Here is a 20,499-nt window from a genome sequence, read left to right on the forward strand (position 1 = left end):
ATCTAGATAATAATGGTCGATATCACACATAAAAACACAACACTCAGAACTGCAGTAGCACAAGCTATTGTAAAGGTGAGTAAACCCGAAACAATTACTGCAATTGAAAATAACACAGTTCCCAAAGGTAATGTATTTGCCATGAGTAAAGCTGCAGGTCTTTTAGGCGTAAAACGAACTCCAGATATTTTACCAGATTGCCATCCCTTACCTATTGAGTACGCTGGTGTAGAGTACAAAATTAATGGTTTAGAAATTACAGTTCTTTTTACTGTAAAAACCATTTACAAAACTGGTGTTGAAGTTGAAGCCATGCATGGCGCCAGTGTAGTGGCTTTGAATATGTACGATATGCTTAAACCTATTGATAAAGGTATTGAAATTCACACCATAAAACTATTGAATAAAAAAGGTGGGAAATCTGATTATAAAGACGCCTTTAGAAAAGACTTAACAGCTGCTGTTGTGGTATGTAGCGACACCATTTCTGCTGGACATAAAAAAGATAAAGCAGGAAAAGCTATTATTGAAAAACTAAAATCTTGTGATGTTTCTATTAAAGAATATGTAATTATTCCTGATGAAGTTAAAGATATTCAGGAAAAAATAAAAACATACCAAGAACAAGCCATTGATATGGTAATTTATACAGGAGGTACAGGACTCTCAGGTAGAGATGTTACACCAGAAGCTATAATTCCTCTTTTACATAGACGAATACCAGGTATAGAGGAAGCCATAAGAAACTATGGTCAAAAACGTATGCCATTTGCCATGTTATCAAGAAGCGTTGCAGGTACCATTGGCGACACTTTAGTTTTAGCTTTACCTGGCTCAACTAATGGCGCCAAAGAATCAATGGATGCCATATTTCCAGCCGTACTGCATAGTTTTAGAATTTTAAAAGGTGCTAGACACGATTAGTGTTAGTTGTTAGTTGTTAGTTGTTAGTTGTTAGTTGTTAGTTGTTAGTTGAAGATAATAGAATGGCAAAAAGTATAAACATATTGCAAGATAGTCACGGAAGAGCTCATGCTTACCTTCGTATTTCATTAACAGAACGCTGTAATTTACGTTGCACATACTGTATGCCAGCGAATGGCGTTAAACTATCGCCAAAAAGTCATTTAATGACATATGAGGAAATTTATGATATTGCAAAAACATTTGTTAAACATGGAGTTACTAAAATTAGGTTAACAGGTGGTGAGCCATTAATTAGGAAAGACATCCCTGTAATTCTTGAGAAACTGGCAACACTTCCTATTGAACTTTCTATTACTTCAAACGCAGTTATTATTGACAAGTTTATTGATGTTTTAAAAACCAATGGTATTAAAAAATTAAATATAAGTTTAGACTCGTTAAACGAAAGCAAGTTCAAACATATTACTAGACGCCACGAGTTTAAAAAAGTATATGATAATATTTTACTATTGGTAAAAGAAGGATTCACCGTTAAAGTAAATGCTGTTTTAATAAAGGGGTTCAATGATAATGAAATTATTGATTTTATCAATTTCACTAAGAATTTGCCTATTTCAGTTAGGTTCATAGAATTTATGCCCTTTGATGGTAATAAATGGGATATGAGCAAAATGGTGTCTTACGCTAAAGTAATGAACTATGTAAATAGAGCTTTCTCAAAAGACAGAATTGAACGTTTACAAGATGCTCCAAATGACACCTCTAAAAATTACAAGATAAAAGGTTATGAAGGTTCTTTCGCTATTATAAGCTCTGTTACTAATCCGTTTTGCGATTCTTGTAATAGACTACGATTAACGGCTAATGGTCAATTAAAAAATTGTTTGTTTTCATCTGGAGAATCTGATTTACTATCTGCACTTCGTTTAGGCAAATCTATTGAACCTATTATTCAAAAAGCGGTTAAAGCAAAATTAAAAGTTCGCGGTGGTATGGATACTTTAGAAAAACTTCAAGAACCTAAATTGCACAGTAAAAATAGAAGTATGATTACTATTGGGGGCTAATACTAAATTATTTATTAAATTTGTATATGACTCTTGATATTTTCAAATATTTTAAGAATAGCCCGCAGTATAATAGACTTATTAGTAATGACTATATGTTTGTTGAGTATAAATGTCCGATTGATGTAGAAAAATTTAAACTATGGACAGACACACCTTTTATAACTTATGTGATTAGCGGTAAAAAAGACTGGACTTCTGTTAATAAAACCTATCCACTACATTCTGGAGATGCCCTTTTTATTAGAAAAGGCATTTATAACACAAAACAGTATTTTGAAGAAGACTACTGTACCATTCTCTTTTTTATTACTGAAGATTTCATAAGACGTTTTATGGCTAATAACACCTCGCTAATAAAATCTAGAAATCCAAAAGAACATTACAATCAAATATTTCCCATACATGTTACTAACTCGTTAAATTCCTTGTTTTTATCTGTTTTTAACTATTTTGATATGGGCGGTGAAATTCCCAGAGAATTAGTTGAAATAAAATTTAATGAATTACTTTTTAATATCGCACTTAACCCTTCTAATCAAGATTTGATTAGTTTCTTCAACACATTAAAACAAGTAGAAAAAACTAGTATTCAAAATATTATGATGAAAAACTTTCATTATGATTTACAATTGGAGGAATATGCACGTCTTTGTGGAAGAAGTCTATCTACCTTTAAAAGGGATTTTAAGTTACACTTTAATGAAACACCAGGGAAATGGTTAACTAACATGCGTTTAGATTATGCAAAAACCTTATTACAAAATTCCGAATTAAGTATTAATGAAGTGTGTTACGAAAGCGGCTTTAAAAACACCTCTCATTTTAATAACAGTTTTAAACAGAAGTTTAGATATCCTCCCAACCAATATAGAAACCTTCATTTAGCTATCTAGCCCATATTTTTTTTGTTTGAACTTTTAAGCTCTCGTTTCAGAATACTTTTGCCATATCATTTAAAACTTATATGTCATGAAAAAAGTATTACTATTCTTGTATTCAATTATCGCCTATCTTATTGCGTTTGCATCTTTATTATTATGGATTATATCTGTAAGTAATTTGGTTCCAGAAATATCTATTGATCAAACCACTACCCTACCATTTCACTTAGCTGGACTTTCTATATTAGACTGGACATTAAGTTGCGAGATTTAGAGTTATAGTAAAACGTCTTAAGGGAAGGACATCTCGTCGTCTTCAAGAAGAATTTCCTGAATTGCGTAAGCATTATTGGGGGCATCACTTTTGGGTGATAGGATATGGTGTTTGAAGCACAGGAAATATTACAGATAAAATGGTTCAAGATTATCTGGAACATCATAGAAATCCACCTAATGAAGATGGAGATGATACCATTATTTTGGAATAAGAATTTCATTCTTTATTGAAACCTATGGACTTGCAGTCCATAGTGGTTCATTTAAATTGAATATTTTATAACACTACATCTCCACTTTAAATACCACAGCCATTGTGTCGACAACTTCTGTTGGAAATACAACCAATAATCCCTCATCGGTCCATTCAAAATCAATTTTCTCATCACTGCCCAGCAGTGTAACATTTTTAATTTCTTTCGCATCTGCCCATTCTGTTTTAGAAAATGCCTTTAAAAGAAATTTCTTATTCTTACCCGGCCAGCCTAAAATGGTGGCATAAATATTACTGTTTTTTGTAGTGTACCGAACATCTTCGGCCGAATATTTTACTTTTAAGAAAGCCTCATGATTCTTAAAATGTCCTTCCGGTTCTTTGGTGGGTCCTTCGCCAAAAGTGTACCACGGACGGGTTCCATAAATGCTTTCACCATATTTATTAAGCCATTCCCCCATTTGCAGTAAGACATCTTTTTGGTCTTCAGGGATGGTGCCATCAGCTTTCGGAGAAATATTTAAGAGAAGTACTCCATTTTTACTAACAATATCAATTAGTACATGCAATACATCTGCTGCCGATTTAATTTTCAAATCTTCGGTATAAGACCAACTCCCGGTGCTAACAGTTTCATCAGTCATCCATGATTTTTTTTCTAACTTGTTTTTTCTCGATTTTTCCAGATCATCCACACTGCAGGTTAATGGCAAGTCATCTTGTTTGCGCACAATCACTACTTCTTTGCCCCATTTCTTTGCTTGATTTAAATAGTAAGCACAAAATTTCTGACGATAAGCTTCTGGTATTTGGTCGAGCCACGAATCAAACCAGATTATATCCGGTTGGTATTTGTCAATAACTTCTTTTAATTTACCAAACCAAATATCCTCATTCCATTGTTCTTCAGGAATATTTCCGTACAAAAATTTCAACTCTTCATCTTTACTTGCGGGTGGCATTCCTTCAAAAAGCGGATAATGACTTTTCCCAAAATCGTTTTCGTCTGGCTTCCCATTATAGCGTTGAAGATTTCGCGCATGATGAAAAGTTGTGATAAATTTCATTCCACGTTTAGTAATCGAGCTCTTTAGCAAACCCGTAATATCTTTATGAGGTCCTTTGTTAGAAACATTCCAGGGCGTCACATCGCTGTCCCACATCGAAAAACCATCGTGGTGTTCGGCAACTGGTCCGGCAAACCGTGCACCTGCTTTAACAAACAAATCTGCCCATTCTTCAGCATCAAACTTTTCAGCTTTAAACAGGGGGACAAAATCGTGGTAGCCAAATTCAGAGGGATGTCCATATTTATCGATGTGATGTTTGTATTCACGAGTTTGCTCAAAATGCATTTTTCGCGGATACCACTCGCTGCCAAATGCAGGCACCGAATAAACTCCCCAGTGGAAATAAATACCCAATTTCGCATCCTGAAACCAGTCTGGTGCTTCATTGTGCTGTGCAAGAGATTCCCAACTTTCTACATATGGGTTAGTATTTTGTGCGCCACTATCTTTTTTAAGTGTCTGATTACAAGACAATAATACTGTCGCAACACACAATAATAATAGAAGATTACTTTTCATGTTAGTTTTTAGTATTTAAATATTTAATTTTAAAAATTTATACCGAATATAATTCGGTTGCGGTGCAAGAGCTATTCAATTCTGTTCAAATAAGCACAACCCCAGTCATAAATATTTAATATGCCCTTGCTCTGGCGGGAAAGATATCCCTGTTTTTTCGATTTCTCATCTAGGTGAACGTAGCTCTTCCTTTAAGCCTAATTATTTTACTCATATTTTCTTTTCTTTCTTTAATTCTTATGCCGCTTCGACGAGCCTGTCAATCTCTTGCCTTCTACCTTAATATTCAATTCTCCAGTCTCCAATCTCTAAATCATTGAAACTATTTCTTTAATTTTCTTCCAATTTCAAGCAAAATCTTAACCTATTTTTCAGGAATCTTAACGCTCCCATCCGGGTCCAATATTCAATAGAAAACTTCCGCCTTTTGCTTTTATATCCTTCAATTTACTATAGACAGTTTGTGAGTCTTTCCAGCTGTTATTATTTTGTTTAATTTTTGTCCAGCACGTTTTTGAAAGGGGTAATGCCTAAATTAGCTAAATGGTATTGTTCTAGCCTTTAAAATTCAACTTTTGTCAACTTTAGTTTATGAGATACTGAAATAGGTTGGACTAGGTCCTGTTTTACATCTTTATCGCTTGCTAAAATAACACAATTTATTTTTATGCTCATTCTTAAAATAGGAAATATAAAAAAGTAAAAAAAAGACTGCCTTTAATTAGACAGCCTCTTAAGTATATATTGAACGAATGTTTCTTTTTAGAGCCAGTTGCTGGTATACTTTATGTTTCATTCGTGATTCTCTTTTAAATAATCAAAATACATGCCAAAAGTTGAATTTTGATAAAATTTAAAACATTATGAGTATTCTTTATTTTTTCCTTTAACGTCTTTAAAAAAACTATGCATAAAATTAAAATCTGCCTTGATATCGTTTGTAGGATAAAAAGGTTCAGAAATTTTATTTTGTTTGTTTTCAAAATCTAGCGTAAACATTATAATGGGGACTTTGGCTTCTTTAGCTATATAATAAAACCCAGTACGCCACTCTTTTACTTTTTTTCTAGTGCCTTCGGGTGCCATTGCCATTCTAAACTCGTCATGCTCAGCAAACAATTTTGCTATAGCTTGTACTTTATTTTCGTTAGTTTGTCTATTTATTGGCGCCCCACCTAGAGCTCTAAAAAACCATCCGATAGGAAAAACGAACAACTCTTTTTTACCAACAAAATTAGTTTTGACACCTAATACAGATCGCAATAAAATACCTATATAAAAATCGCGCCAACTAGTATGCGGTACTGCAATGATAATAGCTTTTTTTACAGTATTATTAGAAAAATTGATGTTACCAACTGCTTTCCACCCCAAAAGTTTAAAATAAATAAATTTGGCTAAACACCGCATATTACATTTTTTGGTATAGTTCTTTTAGCTTTTTTGGTGTTATTACTTTTTTCCAGTTTTTTCCTATTGCATTTTCCCAAAGTGGTTCTAAACTAAGCGATATTTTTATCATTATATCAAATTCTTTGTCACTTAAATCAGAACAAATGCCCTTGGGTAAATTAATATTGTGTTTCTTTTTCATGGCTTTAAAAGTTTTTACCCCTTCAGGGTAAAATTCTTCCAAATGATCAAAAACAATACAGTTCCCAATACCATGTTTAACACCTAGTAAATAAGACAATCCATAACTCATAGCATGTGCTACACCTACTTGGGAGTAAACAATACTCATGCCACCATGCCATGATGCCATCATGAGCTTTTCTTGCGCTTCAATTTTTGACAAATTATTGTTTAAAAAGATGTCTTCGCATAACTGCAATGCCATTTCTCCATAGCTTTGACTAAAAGTATTTAAGTAAGTTCCTGTAAGCGATTCTATACAATGTATGTAGCAATCCATACCTGTGTAAAACCACTGTTCTGTAGGTACATTTTTTGTAAGTTCTGAATCTAAAACAACTTGGTCAAAAGGCGTATAGTCTGAGTTAATTCCTAGTTTTTTTTCTGGTCCTGTAAGTACCGTTGTTCTAGAGACCTCTGCTCCTGTTCCAGATATTGTAGGAATACCAACATGGTATATAGCTGGATTTTTAACTAAATCCCACCCTTGATAATCTTTAGTTTCTCCCTCGTTTGTTAACATTATAGATACTGCCTTTGCTAAATCTAATAAAGTGCCGCCACCAATACCTATAATACCTGATGGACGTTCTTTTGTGCTAAGTATAATATCTTCAACAAGCTCGTCGACTTGAGATGTTTTAGGCTCTACTTTGGCTGAAACATATATAATTCTATCATCATAAGAAGTAGGGATTCTAGATGTTAGCCATAAGTTGTTCTTAAAAACATCATCAACCAAAAAAATAAATGGTGCATGAATATTTAAGCGTTTTGGGGCAATAATATCATTTAATTGATTAAAACTACCTCTGCCAAAAATTACTCTTGGCACCATTGGAAAGTTTTTATAATTCATTTAATATATTTCTTTTTTACAAAAAGTAAAAGTAGTACTATTTTTACTTCTACTCGATTAAAACTAATTGAAACATGGTATTGCTATTTCAACAAGTCTATTACTTCTTTTAAGCTATTAATTTTTTTATAGGTTTTACCGTTTGTTTCTTTTTTACTAACTTCTTCATGTGCCCACGTTGTATGAAATGGTACATGAATAGCATTAGCTTTTATATTTAGCAAAGGTAAAACATCAGACTTTAAAGAGTTACCAATCATTAAAAACTCTGATGGTTCAATATCTAAATGGTTTAATAAGTTTTGGTAATTAAACTCTTGTTTATCACTTAACACTTCAATATGATGAAAATAATTTGTTAAACCTGATTTTTCAAGCTTACGCTCTTGGTCTAACAAATCGCCTTTGGTTGCTAATATTAGTCGATATTTTTTAGACAATTCACTTAACACTTCTTCAACTCCATCAAGTAATTCTACTGGTTTTTCTAACATGTTTTTTCCTATATTTAAAATGGCTTCGATAGTTTTATTTGAAATATTATAATTTGATAGTTCTAAAGCAACTTCTACCATAGATAAAATAAACGCTTTTACGCCATAGCCATATAATGGGAGGTTTTTCATTTCCATTTTAAATAACTCCTGATCTATTTTGTTTGGAGTTTCGTAATCTGATAATAAACGCTGAATTTCATACTCTGCTTCACGAAAATAAGTTTCGTTTACCCAAAGTGTGTCATCGGCATCAAAACCAATTACTTTTATGTATTGATATTCTTTTTTCATGTGTTTATATTTATTGTTATTCAACGGTCACATGTAACATCCTAAATAATCATTTGGTTGTGTGATTAAATATTAATCATGGATGTTTCATTTAATGAGTTACTGAAACAAGTTAAGCACAATCTATTTCCATAATTTTTTAGCACGTTCTAAATCTTCAGGGGTATCAATTTCAACACCTTGCACGTCGGTTTCTACCATTTTAATACGTTTGCCGTATTCTAAATAGCGTAATTGTTCTAGTTTTTCAGAAGCTTCTAACGAAAGCATTGGCAAATGGTAAAAATCTAATAATGCATCTTTTCGAAAGGCATAAACGCCTTTGTGCTTATAATATTTAACATCAACACTTTTGTCTCTTGGAAAAGGAATTACACTCCTCGAAAAATACAAAGCAAAATTAGCTTTATCAACAATTACCTTTACAGTATTTGGGCTATTTATTTCTTCAATTTTAGTAATATGAACCATTAAGGATGCTAAATCAATATTTTTATTTTCATCTTCTTTAAAAACTTCTATTAATTTTCTTAATGATTCACTATCAGTAAACGGTTCATCGCCTTGAACATTAATAACAATATCAACATCTAAATTTTCAACAGCTTCAGCAATTCTATCACTTCCACAATCATGTTCCTTAATGCTCATAATCGCTTTACCTCCATTATTTACAATTTCATCATAAATAACAGCACTATCGGTTACCACAAGAACATCATCAAATAAATTGGTTGCAACAGCAGCTTCGTAAGTACGACTGATTACAGTTTTACCCTCTAAATCCTGCATAAGCTTACCTGGGAAACGCGTAGCGCTATAACGTGCAGGAATCATTGAAATTATTTTCATCTTTTAATATTTATTTGATTTTTAATGGTTATACTTCGACTGCGCTCAGCACAAGGGTGTAATTCAACAATTAACTATAGGTTGGTATCAAGATTTGTTAAGACTCATTTTATAAATTATTTTTCAATTCTAATTCAAAAATAGAATAAATATTAGAGGTTTTGGGGTTTAGTTGGCTTAAACTTTTTATATAATTTAAAAATTATGAGTAAAATAATAACCACCAATATTATAGCGACTACTGGTAAAAAAATAGAAATCAAAGACATTACTGTTGCTGTCCCTGTTTCTAAAGTTGAAACTATAGGATTTCCTAAACCACCTGTTGTTGCTGTTGATGCCAAACGTGTTGTGCTTGATGTTCCTGCTATAGCCGCTGCTGTTCCTCCTCCAGCTATTATAGCTAACGCCCAAGTTACTACGGGACTTAAATCGGCAACGGTAGACATCATTATTGCAGTTCCTGCAAGGGCAGCTAAAGGAACAGCAATGCTGTCTAACAAATTATCAATATAAGGTATAAAATAAGCGAAAACTTCTACTAAAGTGGCAACGCCCAGTGTTATTAAAGCTGTTGTACTTCCAATCCATTGCCAAGACTCATTAAGTTGCCAAACATCAAAATACGATGCTAAACTTAATGCAAACAATGGTAAAAAAACTCTAAAACCAACCGATGCAGCAAGACCGATTCCTAAACATATACTAATAATGGTTTCTATTGTCATAAACTTTAAATATAATCAAAAACTATTCCTCAAAAAAATCATTTTTAAAACCTATAAGATAAAGTTTTTCTTTGGCTCTTGTAACTGCAGTATACAACCAGCGTAAATAGTTTTTATCTATTCCATTTGGTAAATAGGGTTGTTCAACAAAAACGGTATGCCATTGTCCTCCTTGAGATTTATGACAAGTAATAGCATACGAAAACTTAACCTGCAATGCATTAAAATGTTTATTTCCTTTTATTTTTAAGAATTTTTTGTAATTATTAGTTTCATTTTCATAGTCTTTTTGAATTTCTTGGTATAACCTATTAGACTCTTCATATGGTAACGATGGTGTTTCAGCATCAATAGTATCTAATAGCAATACGGTTTCAAAAGAGCGCATTTTTGGATAATCTACCATTCGTATTTTAACTTCTGCAAAACGAAATCCGTATAATTCTTTAATTGAAAAAATTTCTAAAACTTCAATAATATCGCCATTAGCAATAAAACCTGCTTCGGTTGTTGGCTTAATCCAAAAATAATTATTTTTAACTACCATTAAATAATCGCCAGCATTTAACTCGTGTTCGTTAAATAAAATTCTGTTTCGTATTTGTTGATTATATAAGTTAGCACGTTTGTTACTACGAACAATAATTGCGGTTTCTTCGTTTCCTAAATTGCTGTAAGCGTCGTTTATAGCGTCCATTATTTCATAACCATCAACAAGTCGCACAATATCCTTAAAACCGTTTAAATCGAATTTAAAGAAGTCATGAACGGTATTTGATAAGGCTTCACGCAAAACCGTAGCATTTTCTAAAATACCAGAGTCCTGATCTTGTCGCATCACTTCGTCTAATTCCATTTTTGTAACCTCTTTATTATAATTTAAGCTTAGTTTATTTTCATCTAATGCAGGACTTAATTCGAGTTTTACAGGTGGCAATTGTGCTGTATCGCCAATTAAAAGGAGTTTGCATTGGTGGCCAGAATACACATATTGCATTAAATCGTCTAATAACGAGCCATTTTCAAAAAATTTAGATTCTCCCGCAGTATCCGGTATCATGGAGGCCTCGTCTACTATAAAAATGGTGTTTTTGTGCTTATTGGGTTGCAAAACAAATTTTACGCTACCACTTTTATCTTTTTTTGGAAAATATATTTTTTTATGAATTGTAAATGCCTCTTTACCCGAATAATTTGAAATTACTTTTGCTGCTCTACCAGTTGGCGCCATTAAAACAGCACTTTTTTTGGCTTTCCATAAATTAGTTACAATAGTACCAACAATACTAGTTTTACCAGTACCTGCGTACCCTTTTAGTAAATACAAGGCGTTTGGAGTTTTATTAAAAATAAACTCTGAAAGTTGTTGTAATACAATATTTTGTTTTAACGTGGGCTGAAACGGAAATTGCTTTTTTATAAGGCTATAAAATTCGGATGAAGTCATTAAAACAATAATATTTTTAATAATTATTCAAATATAGAAATGATTTTTACGCACTTTGGTTTTTACGATTAAAAAAAAATTGTAGATTTGCGGAAGACCATTAATAAATTTTATTTAATAAATAACGTATTATGAAATTAGTTCTCGTTGCAATTGCTGTAATTCTTGTAACAATTGGCTTAGTTAAGTTAGTTGACAAATTTATTCCTTCAAAATTTAAACCACTGTTGCAACTTGTACTTTGGGTTTTAATCGCTTTTTTTGGGTATAGCACATTTCAATCTATTTATGCCCCTATCCAATTCAACAAAACAAAAAACAAACGTTACGAACAAGTTATTAAAAGTTTGAACGATATTAGAGAAGCACAATTAGCGTACAGAAAAGTTACAGGCAAATTTGCTAAAACTTTTGATAATCTAGTGAAATTCGTGGATACTGCCGAATTTACGATTACCCAACGTCGTGATACTAGTGTTATTGATGAAGTTTTAACAAAACAGTTTGGAGTAGATATGTATGAGGATCAAGTTATAATTGATACTTTAGGGTTTGTACCTGTTAAAGATTCTATCTTTAAAAATTCTGATCGTTATAAAACCATGATGAACGTACCAGTTGGAGAAGAGGGTGCTAAGTTTGAACTTAAAGCTGGCTTTTTAGAACAAAATGGAACAAATATACCTGTATTTGAAGCTTTGGTTAAAAAGAATGTAATTTTACATGATCTTGACAAAGATCTTCTTGCTCAAGAAAATCAGGTAGTATCTGTTGATGGTGTAAATGGCGATGCTTTAAAAGTAGGTTCGATGGAAGAAGTAAATACTGCAGGTAACTGGCCAAAAACATATGGCGCAAACGAATAAAAACTATAATAAACTAACTAATCTAGAATTGTCCATTCAAATAAGTTTGAGTGGACTTTCTTTTTGTACTCTACAAAGAGACACTAAAACCATTACCCAAATACAAAACATAAATTTTGAAAAAAAATTAAACCCTTTTGAACTATTAGATAAACTTATTCATTTATTTAACACAGAATCGAGTTTACAAAATTCGTTTAGCAATGTTAATGTAATTCATATTAACGAACTTTCTACTATAGTGCCAAAACCTTTATTTAAAGAGGACTGTTTAGCAGATTACTTAAAATTTAATAGTAAAATACTTAAATCAGACTTTATAGCCTTTGATGCCATTGATTCTAACGATACTGTAAACATCTATGTGCCTTATGTAAATATTAATAATTTTATCTATGATAAATTCGGAAGTTTTACATACAAACACTTTTCTACCATTTTAATAGAACGCATTTTATTTATTGAGAAAAATACTGATAACACTAAGGTTTATGTTAATGTAAACAAAACACATTTTGAAATTATTGTTGTAGAAAAAGGGAAACTAATATTGTACAATACTTTTGAATATACTACAAAAGAAGATTTTATTTATTACATACTATTTACTGCAGAGCAATTAAAACTAAATCCAGAAACGCTTCATTTAATTCTTATTGGTAATATTAATAAAGATGACAAATTTTATAGCATAACTTATAAATATATAAGGCATATAAGCTTTGGTAAACGATTAGATGATTATAATTATCTAGAATCTCCAGCAACTAATTATTCAAATTTTACTTTATTACAAAGCTTTTAATGCGCATTATTTCAGGAAAATATAAAAGCAGAAAAATAGTTGCTCCAAAAAACTTACCAGTGCGTCCAACTACAGATATGGCCAAAGAGTCTCTGTTCAATATTTTAAATAATTATTTTTATTTTGATGAAATTTCTGTTCTCGATTTATTTGCAGGCACAGGAAATATAAGCTACGAATTTGCCTCAAGAGGTACCGAACAAATTACTAGTGTTGATCAAGATTTTGGTTGTATTAAATTCATAAATCAAACAGCCGAAAAGTTTGATATGACAATAAACACTATTAAAAGTGATGTTTTTAAATTTTTAGAAAAAGCCTCGATACAATCTCATGTTATTTTTGCAGATCCTCCCTATGTTTTTACTGAAGATTTATTTGTTAAAATTCCAGAATTAGTATTTAAAAATAGTTTATTGCTTGAAGGTGGTATGCTAATTATAGAGCATTCTAAACACACCAATTTATCAAGTCTAACTCATTTTAGTTATTCTAAAAGTTATGGCGGCAACATGTTTAGTTTTTTTCAGGCAAACTAAATTTTCTTTAACATTTTGTCTTTAATTGCTTTTTTTTAGTAAATTAGACATCTTCTTAAGAGTCCCAGACTCTATTAATCCTTACTCTCAACAAAAAGCTATACACTTTCTTGTACACTTATTTTATGGTTTGAAGTAAATACTAACCTTTAAAACCACTAACCAAATGAAAAAACTTTTTTTATTAGGGCTTGCAATTACACTATTTATTGCCTGCCAAAACACACCACAACGCTATTTTGCTGAATCTACTGAAATTGAAACATTAAAATCAGGTATAAAAAACTATGAAACAGGAGATTGGAGTAAATGGAAAAGTCACTTTGCAGATACCGCGAAAATTTATGTTAACTCTACCGAACCAATAACCATTGCAAAAAGACTAGAAGCATTAAAAGCAATGACTAGTGCCATGTCTGAGTATGGTTTTAACCATGAAAAGGAATACACTGAAATGGTTTTAGACAAAGAAGATGAAACCTGGGTTTATTACTGGGCTACACACAATGGTACTTTTGCAGCAACTAACAATAAATTAACTATTCCTGTTCACTTAGCCGTACAATTTGCTGGTGGCAAAATAGTAGAAGAACATGTTTATTTTGATGCTACAGCTATGAATGCAGAATTTGAAGCAATAGCAAAAGCTGCAGCAGAAACTACTGAAGAATAATATTGCTAACCAACCAAATATAAACTTATGAAAACTATTAAAACAACCATTTTGATGGCATTAATTCTATGCTTTTCAATTAATTTATTTAATGCTCAACAAGCTTTTCAAATTCATCAAGATAATGTTAAGCCATCCAAATTTATGGTTTACGAAAAAATAGCCAAAGAGTTTAATGCGGCTTGTGTTAAGCATAACTTACAAACTAATTGGTTTGCAGCTATGAGCAACGATTTTAAATACTTTTATGTAACACCAATCGAAAATTTTGCTGAATTAGATAAAAATCCAATGGCAGATATGGCAAAAGCTATGGGTGATAAATTTGGAGAATTATTCGATAGGTTTGATAAATGTTACGATTCACATGGTACTTACATTATTTTAAAAGACGATGAACTCTCATACGCGTCAGCAGAAGCCGCAGAAAGTTCAGAGCCACAAAACTATAGAAAGTGGATTTATATTTATTACAAACCAAAAAATTCTAAAAAGATACGTGAAGGTATGAAAGCCGTTAAAGCACTTCATAAAAGCAAGGGGTCTAAAACATATTACAATATATATCGCAATGGTTACGGACAAATAGAAAGTTATTATTTGGTTTCTATTCCTGCAAAAAATGAAATAGATTCTGCAACCAGTGGAAAAGCTAATGAAGAAGTTTTAGGACCAGACAGGTGGGATACTTTTAGTAAGGTCATGAATTATGCTTCTAGAATAGAAGAGTATTCAGGCGAAATGCGTCCAGACTTATCCTACTCACCTAAAGAAAATTAATTTTTACCAACCATTTTTTAACAACAAACCCTTCTTTACAATTTTAAGAAGGGTTTGTTTTATATGTAAGCAAATCTATAAGCCGAATTCTGTATGTCCTGAACTTATTTCAGAATCTCATCCACAAGACAAAACACCCTTATCATTTATCTGAGTGTATTGTTACCAATACACTTTAGCTGCCTACCCTCTAACATTGCACGTGCAGCCCTCAAGCGTTAGTTTACATGACATTTCACCACATAGAGTTTACCTGATTTCACTACAGCATTACCTGTACATACTTTCTGTTGCACTTTTCCTAGCCTCACAGCTGGTGGCCATTAACCACTATGTTGCACTATGGTGTTCGGACTTTCCTCTCTTGTGCTGAATTTATTTCAGTACCTTTTCAATCAACCGTAAAGTTAAATTATAAGATGCTGAAATAAATTCAACACAAGAGCGATAAGGCGATTTACTTGCCTGCTAAATTACAATAAACAAAAACTATAATCTAAATATATTTAATTATTTGGGCGTTACCCTATCTGGCAAGGCTTTCCTCTACAGTCCTTAACGCACTTATTTGCTGGTTGAGTTTTAAATGAAAACTATTTTGTTTTTTGGAAAGGTTCGTTTAATGTATAGATATGGTTCCGTTTGCAATGATCTTTATCGGTAATTAAACGAAAGCCGGTAATTTTTCTGATAAAGTCAAGAAAGCCAGAGTTCTGAAATATGATTTTTATCTACTCTGTTTAGGTAAAAGGTCTAGCTTTTCAAACCTATCAATCAAAAAATTGGCATACCTAATAAATCCTAAATCTGTAAAATGAACACCATCTACTGTACCTTCATGGTCAATTCCCGTAGCTTTTTCAGCACTTATATAAAATACATTCTTTACGTTATTATCAATCAATTTTGTGTATTGGTCTTTTAAAGCCTTATTTTTCACATTAATTTCTACTGCTTTCTTTTCGTTAAGAGCAACCGTTTCATAAATGAAATTTTCAACAAAAATTATTGGTGTCTCTGGGTGTTTCTTTCTAATAGTATTAACCAAAGGGATGGCTTTGGTAGCGACCTCTTCTTCTTTCATATTAGGCAAACACTCAATAACATAAAACAACGGATTAGATTCTGATATTAATTCATTTATAGGCTCTTCCATCCTACCATTACCACTAAACCCAAAGTTAATACAATCAATATTCAATTTTCTGGAAATAATGTTGGTGTGCGCCATACCTGGTCTAGATGCGCAACAGCCTTGGGTAATACTAGTGCCATAAAATACTATTGACTTTGAAGTATTTTTTTTAGGTTTTTTAATTACACTGTTACAATCAATACCTACCTCAAGGCTTTTAACACCATCATACAATGGTAAAAACATTTTGTATTCTCGCATTTTAGGCGACATACTATTCATTAGCTCAAATACATTTTCTTTACCATTGGGTCTAGCAGTATTAAGATATTGCCATGTCCCATTATTATTAAAGTATAAATCAATGCCTTTAACACCTGTATCAGCCATATGATTCATGCTTAAATCATTTAAAAGGGTCCATTTTGCATGTATACTTGTAGAGTTAGAGAAAAACCTGATAGACATTCCTGACGAATTTTTCGATAACTCCCAAACCGGTTTTCTCACTACATTTTTATAAGAAAGTGGAAGTCTGTCATAAGGATTTTCTTTGAGAGACTCATCAATTTCGGTGCCTTCTAATATAAAATAATCTTTGCCATAATACACTATATTACTCTCATCTTGACTCAAGCATAAAAAAGAATGACTTACAAATAAAAACACTAACAAATATTGGAATCTTATTATATACATTTTAATAAAGTAATTATATTAATTTATATTTTCCTAAATGTAATAAATCATTCAGAAAGAATGTTAATAACTCGTATTAAATTCTCTATTCAAAATTCATAATTAAAAACTGAATTTTTAAATTTGTTATTCATTCATTAGCATCATAAGATGCTGAACTAAATTCAGCAAAATTGGAACACTTTGTAGTATCGGCTCGTAAATACAGACCACAAACGTTTAAAGACGTTGTTGGACAGCAGGCCATTACTAACACTTTATTAAATGCCATTGAAAACAATCATTTAGCACAAGCTTTATTATTTACTGGCCCACGTGGCGTTGGAAAAACCACCTGTGCGCGTATTTTAGCAAAAATGATTAATAGCGATGATGCTGAAACTAATGATGAGGATTTTGCATTTAATATTTTTGAATTAGATGCTGCTTCAAATAATTCGGTTGATGATATTAGAAGTTTAACCGACCAAGTTCGCATTCCGCCGCAAGTTGGTAAATATAAAGTGTATATAATTGATGAGGTACATATGCTCTCTCAAGCAGCTTTTAATGCTTTTTTGAAAACTTTAGAAGAACCACCAAAGCACTGCATTTTTATTTTAGCAACTACCGAAAAGCATAAAATTATACCAACTATTTTATCGCGTTGTCAAATTTTTGATTTTAAGCGTATAACCGTTAAAGATGCTAAAGGCTATTTGAAATATATTGCTGAAGAACAAGGTATTACCGCAGAAGATGATGCGCTACATATTATAGCGCAAAAAGCAGATGGAGCTATGCGTGATGCGCTTTCTATTTTTGATAGAGTTGTTAGTTTTTCGGGTAAAAACCTAACGCGACAAGCGGTTACCGAAAATTTGAATGTGCTGGATTACGAAACATATTTTACCAGTACTGAACTCATTTTAGAAAATAAAATTCCAGAATTATTGTTGCAGTTTAACAGCACATTATCAAAAGGGTTTGATGGGCATCACTTTATTGCAGGATTAGCATCTCATTTTAGAGATTTATTGGTAAGTAAAACTGAGGAAACTATTGACCTGCTTGAAGTTGGTGAACAAACAAAAAACAAATACTTAGAGCAATCTAAAAAAGCTTCGCAAGAATTTCTGCTAAAAGGCATAAACCTCGCTAACGACTGCGATCTCAAATACAAAACCAGCAAAAATCAGCGCTTACTTGTTGAGCTATGCCTAATGCAACTTGCCTCTATCACTTTTGATGGAGAAAAAAAAAATAGCAGACATTACATAATACCACCATCTTATTTTAAAAAGAAAGGCATTACTCCTATTCCAGTTATTGTTCCAGATAAACCAGCTAATAACAATAATAATGATGTTTTAGAAAGCACTCCTAAAATAGAAGAGGTAGAAACTGCCATTGCTGAATTACAGGTAAAAGAACCAACAAAGATTATTTTAAAACAAGAAAACAAGCGTACATCCGGACTGTCATTGAGTAGCATAAAAGCCAAAAAAGAGCATCTAATTAGGCAAATGGATGTGGTAATAGATGAAGAAAATTTGCCAAAAGACCCTTTTACCGAAGAGCAACTAATACAAACCTGGAATGATTATGTTAAAACTATTGAAGAAAAAGGTCAATATAATTTAGCTTCAATTTTATCAATAGATACACCAAAGCTAGAAAACACAACTATTCATTTAGAATTTCCAAATGCAACAAACAAGGTTGAAGTTGAACGCCAACAATACGATTTATTAAAATTTGTTAGAAAAGCTTTAAATAATTTCGACATTAATTTATCGATTAGTGTAAACGAAGTTTTAGAAAAAAAGTATGCCTATACAACTATAGAGAAATATGAGAAGTTAAAAGATAAAAATCCCAATATCGATATTTTAAGAAAAACTTTTAATTTAGATGTTTAAATAATTATTTATGAGGAAGTTATCATTTTTATTTTTTTCAGCTATTATCGTTTTAGTAAGTTGTGACGGACGTGACAGAAAGCACAAAACAAATGCTGAAATTTTAAAAGAAAATAAGCTTTTTGAATCGTTTTCTGAACAGATTCAATACATTCCTGAAGAGCAAACTGAAATTTTTATAGATACTGTATTGAGCACTGGTTTCCAAATTAAATTGCATTACTATTCAATTGCAGGAGATTATTCAACTAAAATTAAAGCAACTTCGGATAAAGCTAATAAAACGTTTTATTTTAAAAATTTTGAAGCCCAATACAGTGTTTCAAAAAATAAGAGTCTGATTACTCAACAAGTTATTAGTAAAAACCTATTTAGCGCATATGGATCCCCTGATTTTTGGAAAAAAGCTGTAATGCAATTTGTTTGGGTTGATTATGAAAATTCAACCGAAGATTTTATAACCTTAAACACTTCTTTTAATATCCCAGAAACTGATATATATAAAGACTTTAGGATTATTGTAAATACCTTAGGAAATATCAAAATACAACAAGTAAATCTTGTTGAAAGTGTAATGTAATTATGTTAGGATTAAAATTACCGACAGACCCACGTTGGTTGAACATTGTAGAAAAAAATATTGAAGAGATTCTTACCGATCATGCTTTTTGCGAACAAAAAGCAACAAGTACTGCAATATCTTTAATTGTTAGTTTTCCTGAATACACAGAACTTGTTCAGGAAATGGTGACATTGGTTAAAGAAGAAATTAGTCATTTTAAAATGGTGCACGATATTATTTTAGAACGTGGTTGGACTTTAGGCAGAGATAGGCGCGACGATTATGTTGTACAGCTGGTAAAATTTTTTCCTAAAGGCGGAAGCAGAACCACACAATTAGTTCATCGTTTATTATATGCTGCATTAATTGAAGCCAGAAGTTGTGAGCGTTTTAGATTGCTTTCTGAAGAATTACAAGATAAAGAACTAGCCTCATTTTATAGAAAACTTATGGTAAGTGAAGCCAATCACTATACTATGTTTTTAGGATTTGCTAGGCAGTATGGTAATAAAAAAGAAGTTGATACCAAGTGGCAACAACTTCTTGATTATGAAAGTAAAATTATGGCAAATCTCGGTAAATCCGAAACTATACATGGTTAAACTTTAGTGTTAAAATTTATAACCAATACCTATCTGGATGTTTGAGTTTTTAGCTTCAACATTTAGCTTGTCGTCAAAAATATTTGAGAAACCATAAGTGTATCTAACTTCTGCAAAAAGTAAGTGCGAAAGTTTATACTCTATCCCTCCAACACCTGAATAGGCAAAGTTTTTAACGCCGTCTTCATATTTATGTACTTTTAAACCAACTTGTGGTCCTGCTGCAATATGGATTTTTTCACTTAGTCTGAATCTTAATAAAACAGGCGCTTGTATATAATCTAAATGTAATGTCTCTTCATTTGCACCTTCAGCAGAAAATTGAATTTCTGGTACTAAAGAAACTGTGTTAGATAAGCCAATGTTTGCAAAAAAACCAACATATATACTATTTCTATGTTTATTAGCCACATTAGGTGCAGTTTTAAAATCAAGGTTAGAAATGTTGTAACCTCCTCTTACACCATACATAACACCTTTAAAAGCAGTTCCTTTAGGCTCTACTTTTGTTGAGTCTTGAACTTGACTTGTACTATTATCTTGAGAAAAGCCATAAAATGAAAAACCAAGTAGTATTGTTAATAGTAATAATTTTTTCATAAGTTATTTATTTAATAGGTTTGGGTTTAAAACACTAGTAATTATTGTGTTGACGAATATATATTATAAAA

The 20,499-nt window shown here is 31.8% G+C and carries 20 protein-coding genes, 1 other RNA gene and 1 pseudogene; 12 read left to right on the top strand and 10 right to left on the bottom strand.

Features of this window, described 5'->3' with window-relative positions; translation table 11 throughout:
* The first annotated feature begins 12 nt into the window (after positions 1–12).
* From moaCB to L3X37_RS12080, 4 genes and pseudogenes are all read left to right on the top strand, one after another.
* Positions 13–924: a bifunctional molybdenum cofactor biosynthesis protein MoaC/MoaB gene (gene moaCB, locus L3X37_RS12065; RefSeq protein WP_237240432.1), complete on the top strand. Its 912-nt coding sequence runs from the start codon at positions 13–15 to the stop codon at positions 922–924.
* Between the two features lie 62 nt (positions 925–986).
* A complete protein-coding gene (gene moaA / locus L3X37_RS12070) occupies positions 987–1,994 on the top strand; it encodes a GTP 3',8-cyclase MoaA (protein ID WP_237240433.1) in 1,008 nt (335 codons plus the stop codon).
* 26 nt (positions 1,995–2,020) lie between these two features.
* On the top strand, positions 2,021–2,890 hold the full coding sequence (locus L3X37_RS12075; protein ID WP_237240434.1) for a helix-turn-helix domain-containing protein: 870 nt from the start codon (positions 2,021–2,023) through the stop codon (positions 2,888–2,890).
* 266 nt (positions 2,891–3,156) lie between these two features.
* Positions 3,157–3,366 (top strand): annotated as a pseudogene (locus L3X37_RS12080) (transposase); the annotation flags it as partial.
* A 73-nt stretch (positions 3,367–3,439) separates the two neighbouring features.
* Here L3X37_RS12080 and L3X37_RS12085 read toward each other — a convergent pair.
* From L3X37_RS12085 to L3X37_RS12115, 7 genes are all read right to left on the bottom strand, one after another.
* A complete protein-coding gene (locus L3X37_RS12085) occupies positions 3,440–4,957 on the bottom strand; it encodes an alpha-L-fucosidase (protein ID WP_237240435.1) in 1,518 nt (505 codons plus the stop codon).
* 861 nt (positions 4,958–5,818) lie between these two features.
* Complete coding sequence (locus L3X37_RS12090; protein WP_237240436.1) at positions 5,819–6,367, bottom strand: 1-acyl-sn-glycerol-3-phosphate acyltransferase; 549 nt, start codon at positions 6,365–6,367, stop codon at positions 5,819–5,821.
* 1 nt (position 6,368) lies between these two features.
* Positions 6,369–7,451, bottom strand: coding sequence for an iron-containing alcohol dehydrogenase family protein (locus tag L3X37_RS12095; RefSeq protein ID WP_237240437.1), 1,083 nt, complete (start codon positions 7,449–7,451; stop codon positions 6,369–6,371).
* Positions 7,452–7,534: 83 nt separating this feature from the next.
* Positions 7,535–8,239, bottom strand: coding sequence for an HAD family hydrolase (locus L3X37_RS12100; protein ID WP_237240438.1), 705 nt, complete (start codon positions 8,237–8,239; stop codon positions 7,535–7,537).
* 123 nt (positions 8,240–8,362) lie between these two features.
* Positions 8,363–9,091, bottom strand: a complete 729-nt coding sequence (kdsB, locus tag L3X37_RS12105; protein WP_237240439.1) for a 3-deoxy-manno-octulosonate cytidylyltransferase — start codon at positions 9,089–9,091, stop codon at positions 8,363–8,365.
* 152 nt (positions 9,092–9,243) lie between these two features.
* On the bottom strand, positions 9,244–9,819 hold the full coding sequence (locus tag L3X37_RS12110) for a DUF4126 domain-containing protein (RefSeq protein WP_237240440.1): 576 nt from the start codon (positions 9,817–9,819) through the stop codon (positions 9,244–9,246).
* A 22-nt stretch (positions 9,820–9,841) separates the two neighbouring features.
* Positions 9,842–11,266, bottom strand: coding sequence for an ATP-dependent DNA helicase (locus tag L3X37_RS12115; protein WP_237240441.1), 1,425 nt, complete (start codon positions 11,264–11,266; stop codon positions 9,842–9,844).
* A 131-nt stretch (positions 11,267–11,397) separates the two neighbouring features.
* Between L3X37_RS12115 and L3X37_RS12120 the strand changes: the two genes are divergently transcribed.
* From L3X37_RS12120 to L3X37_RS12140, 5 genes are all read left to right on the top strand, one after another.
* The gene (locus tag L3X37_RS12120; RefSeq protein ID WP_262910821.1) at positions 11,398–12,132 is read left to right on the top strand and encodes a hypothetical protein; all 735 of its coding nucleotides are present in this window, start codon (positions 11,398–11,400) and stop codon (positions 12,130–12,132) included.
* Positions 12,116–12,937: a DUF3822 family protein gene (locus L3X37_RS12125; RefSeq protein ID WP_237240442.1), complete on the top strand. Its 822-nt coding sequence runs from the start codon at positions 12,116–12,118 to the stop codon at positions 12,935–12,937. The genes L3X37_RS12120 and L3X37_RS12125 overlap by 17 nt, the downstream gene beginning before the upstream one ends.
* Positions 12,937–13,476, top strand: coding sequence for an RsmD family RNA methyltransferase (locus tag L3X37_RS12130; protein ID WP_237240443.1), 540 nt, complete (start codon positions 12,937–12,939; stop codon positions 13,474–13,476). The genes L3X37_RS12125 and L3X37_RS12130 overlap by 1 nt, the downstream gene beginning before the upstream one ends.
* A gap of 166 nt (positions 13,477–13,642) precedes the next feature.
* Positions 13,643–14,149: a nuclear transport factor 2 family protein gene (locus tag L3X37_RS12135; RefSeq protein WP_237240444.1), complete on the top strand. Its 507-nt coding sequence runs from the start codon at positions 13,643–13,645 to the stop codon at positions 14,147–14,149.
* A 27-nt stretch (positions 14,150–14,176) separates the two neighbouring features.
* Positions 14,177–14,929 carry a hypothetical protein gene (locus tag L3X37_RS12140; RefSeq protein ID WP_237240445.1) on the top strand — a complete coding sequence of 251 codons (753 nt, stop codon included), beginning with the start codon at positions 14,177–14,179 and terminating at the stop codon, positions 14,927–14,929.
* A 62-nt stretch (positions 14,930–14,991) separates the two neighbouring features.
* On the opposite strand, the gene rnpB is transcribed toward L3X37_RS12140, so the two are convergent.
* Together rnpB and L3X37_RS12150 are read right to left on the bottom strand one after the other, a co-directional pair.
* Positions 14,992–15,311: RNase P RNA component class A (rnpB, locus tag L3X37_RS12145), an RNA gene on the bottom strand.
* 345 nt (positions 15,312–15,656) lie between these two features.
* Positions 15,657–16,763 carry an SGNH/GDSL hydrolase family protein gene (locus tag L3X37_RS12150; RefSeq protein ID WP_237240446.1) on the bottom strand — a complete coding sequence of 369 codons (1,107 nt, stop codon included), beginning with the start codon at positions 16,761–16,763 and terminating at the stop codon, positions 15,657–15,659.
* 173 nt (positions 16,764–16,936) lie between these two features.
* On the opposite strand from L3X37_RS12150, the gene dnaX reads away from it, so the two are divergent.
* From dnaX to L3X37_RS12165, 3 genes are read left to right on the top strand one after another with little or no spacing between them, the layout of a single operon-like run.
* Positions 16,937–18,664, top strand: coding sequence for a DNA polymerase III subunit gamma/tau (gene dnaX, locus L3X37_RS12155; RefSeq protein ID WP_237240447.1), 1,728 nt, complete (start codon positions 16,937–16,939; stop codon positions 18,662–18,664).
* Between the two features lie 10 nt (positions 18,665–18,674).
* On the top strand, positions 18,675–19,244 hold the full coding sequence (locus tag L3X37_RS12160) for a hypothetical protein (protein WP_237240448.1): 570 nt from the start codon (positions 18,675–18,677) through the stop codon (positions 19,242–19,244).
* A gap of 2 nt (positions 19,245–19,246) precedes the next feature.
* A complete protein-coding gene (locus L3X37_RS12165) occupies positions 19,247–19,828 on the top strand; it encodes a MiaE family protein (protein ID WP_237240449.1) in 582 nt (193 codons plus the stop codon).
* A gap of 9 nt (positions 19,829–19,837) precedes the next feature.
* Here L3X37_RS12165 and L3X37_RS12170 read toward each other — a convergent pair whose 3' ends face one another.
* Entirely contained in the window at positions 19,838–20,428 is a 591-nt protein-coding gene (locus L3X37_RS12170; protein ID WP_237240450.1) for a porin family protein, read from the bottom strand.
* Positions 20,429–20,499: the final 71 nt, after the last annotated feature.

It is taken from the genome of Wocania arenilitoris (assembly GCF_021728535.1).
Classification (GTDB): Bacteria; Bacteroidota; Bacteroidia; order Flavobacteriales; family Flavobacteriaceae; genus Wocania_A; species Wocania_A arenilitoris.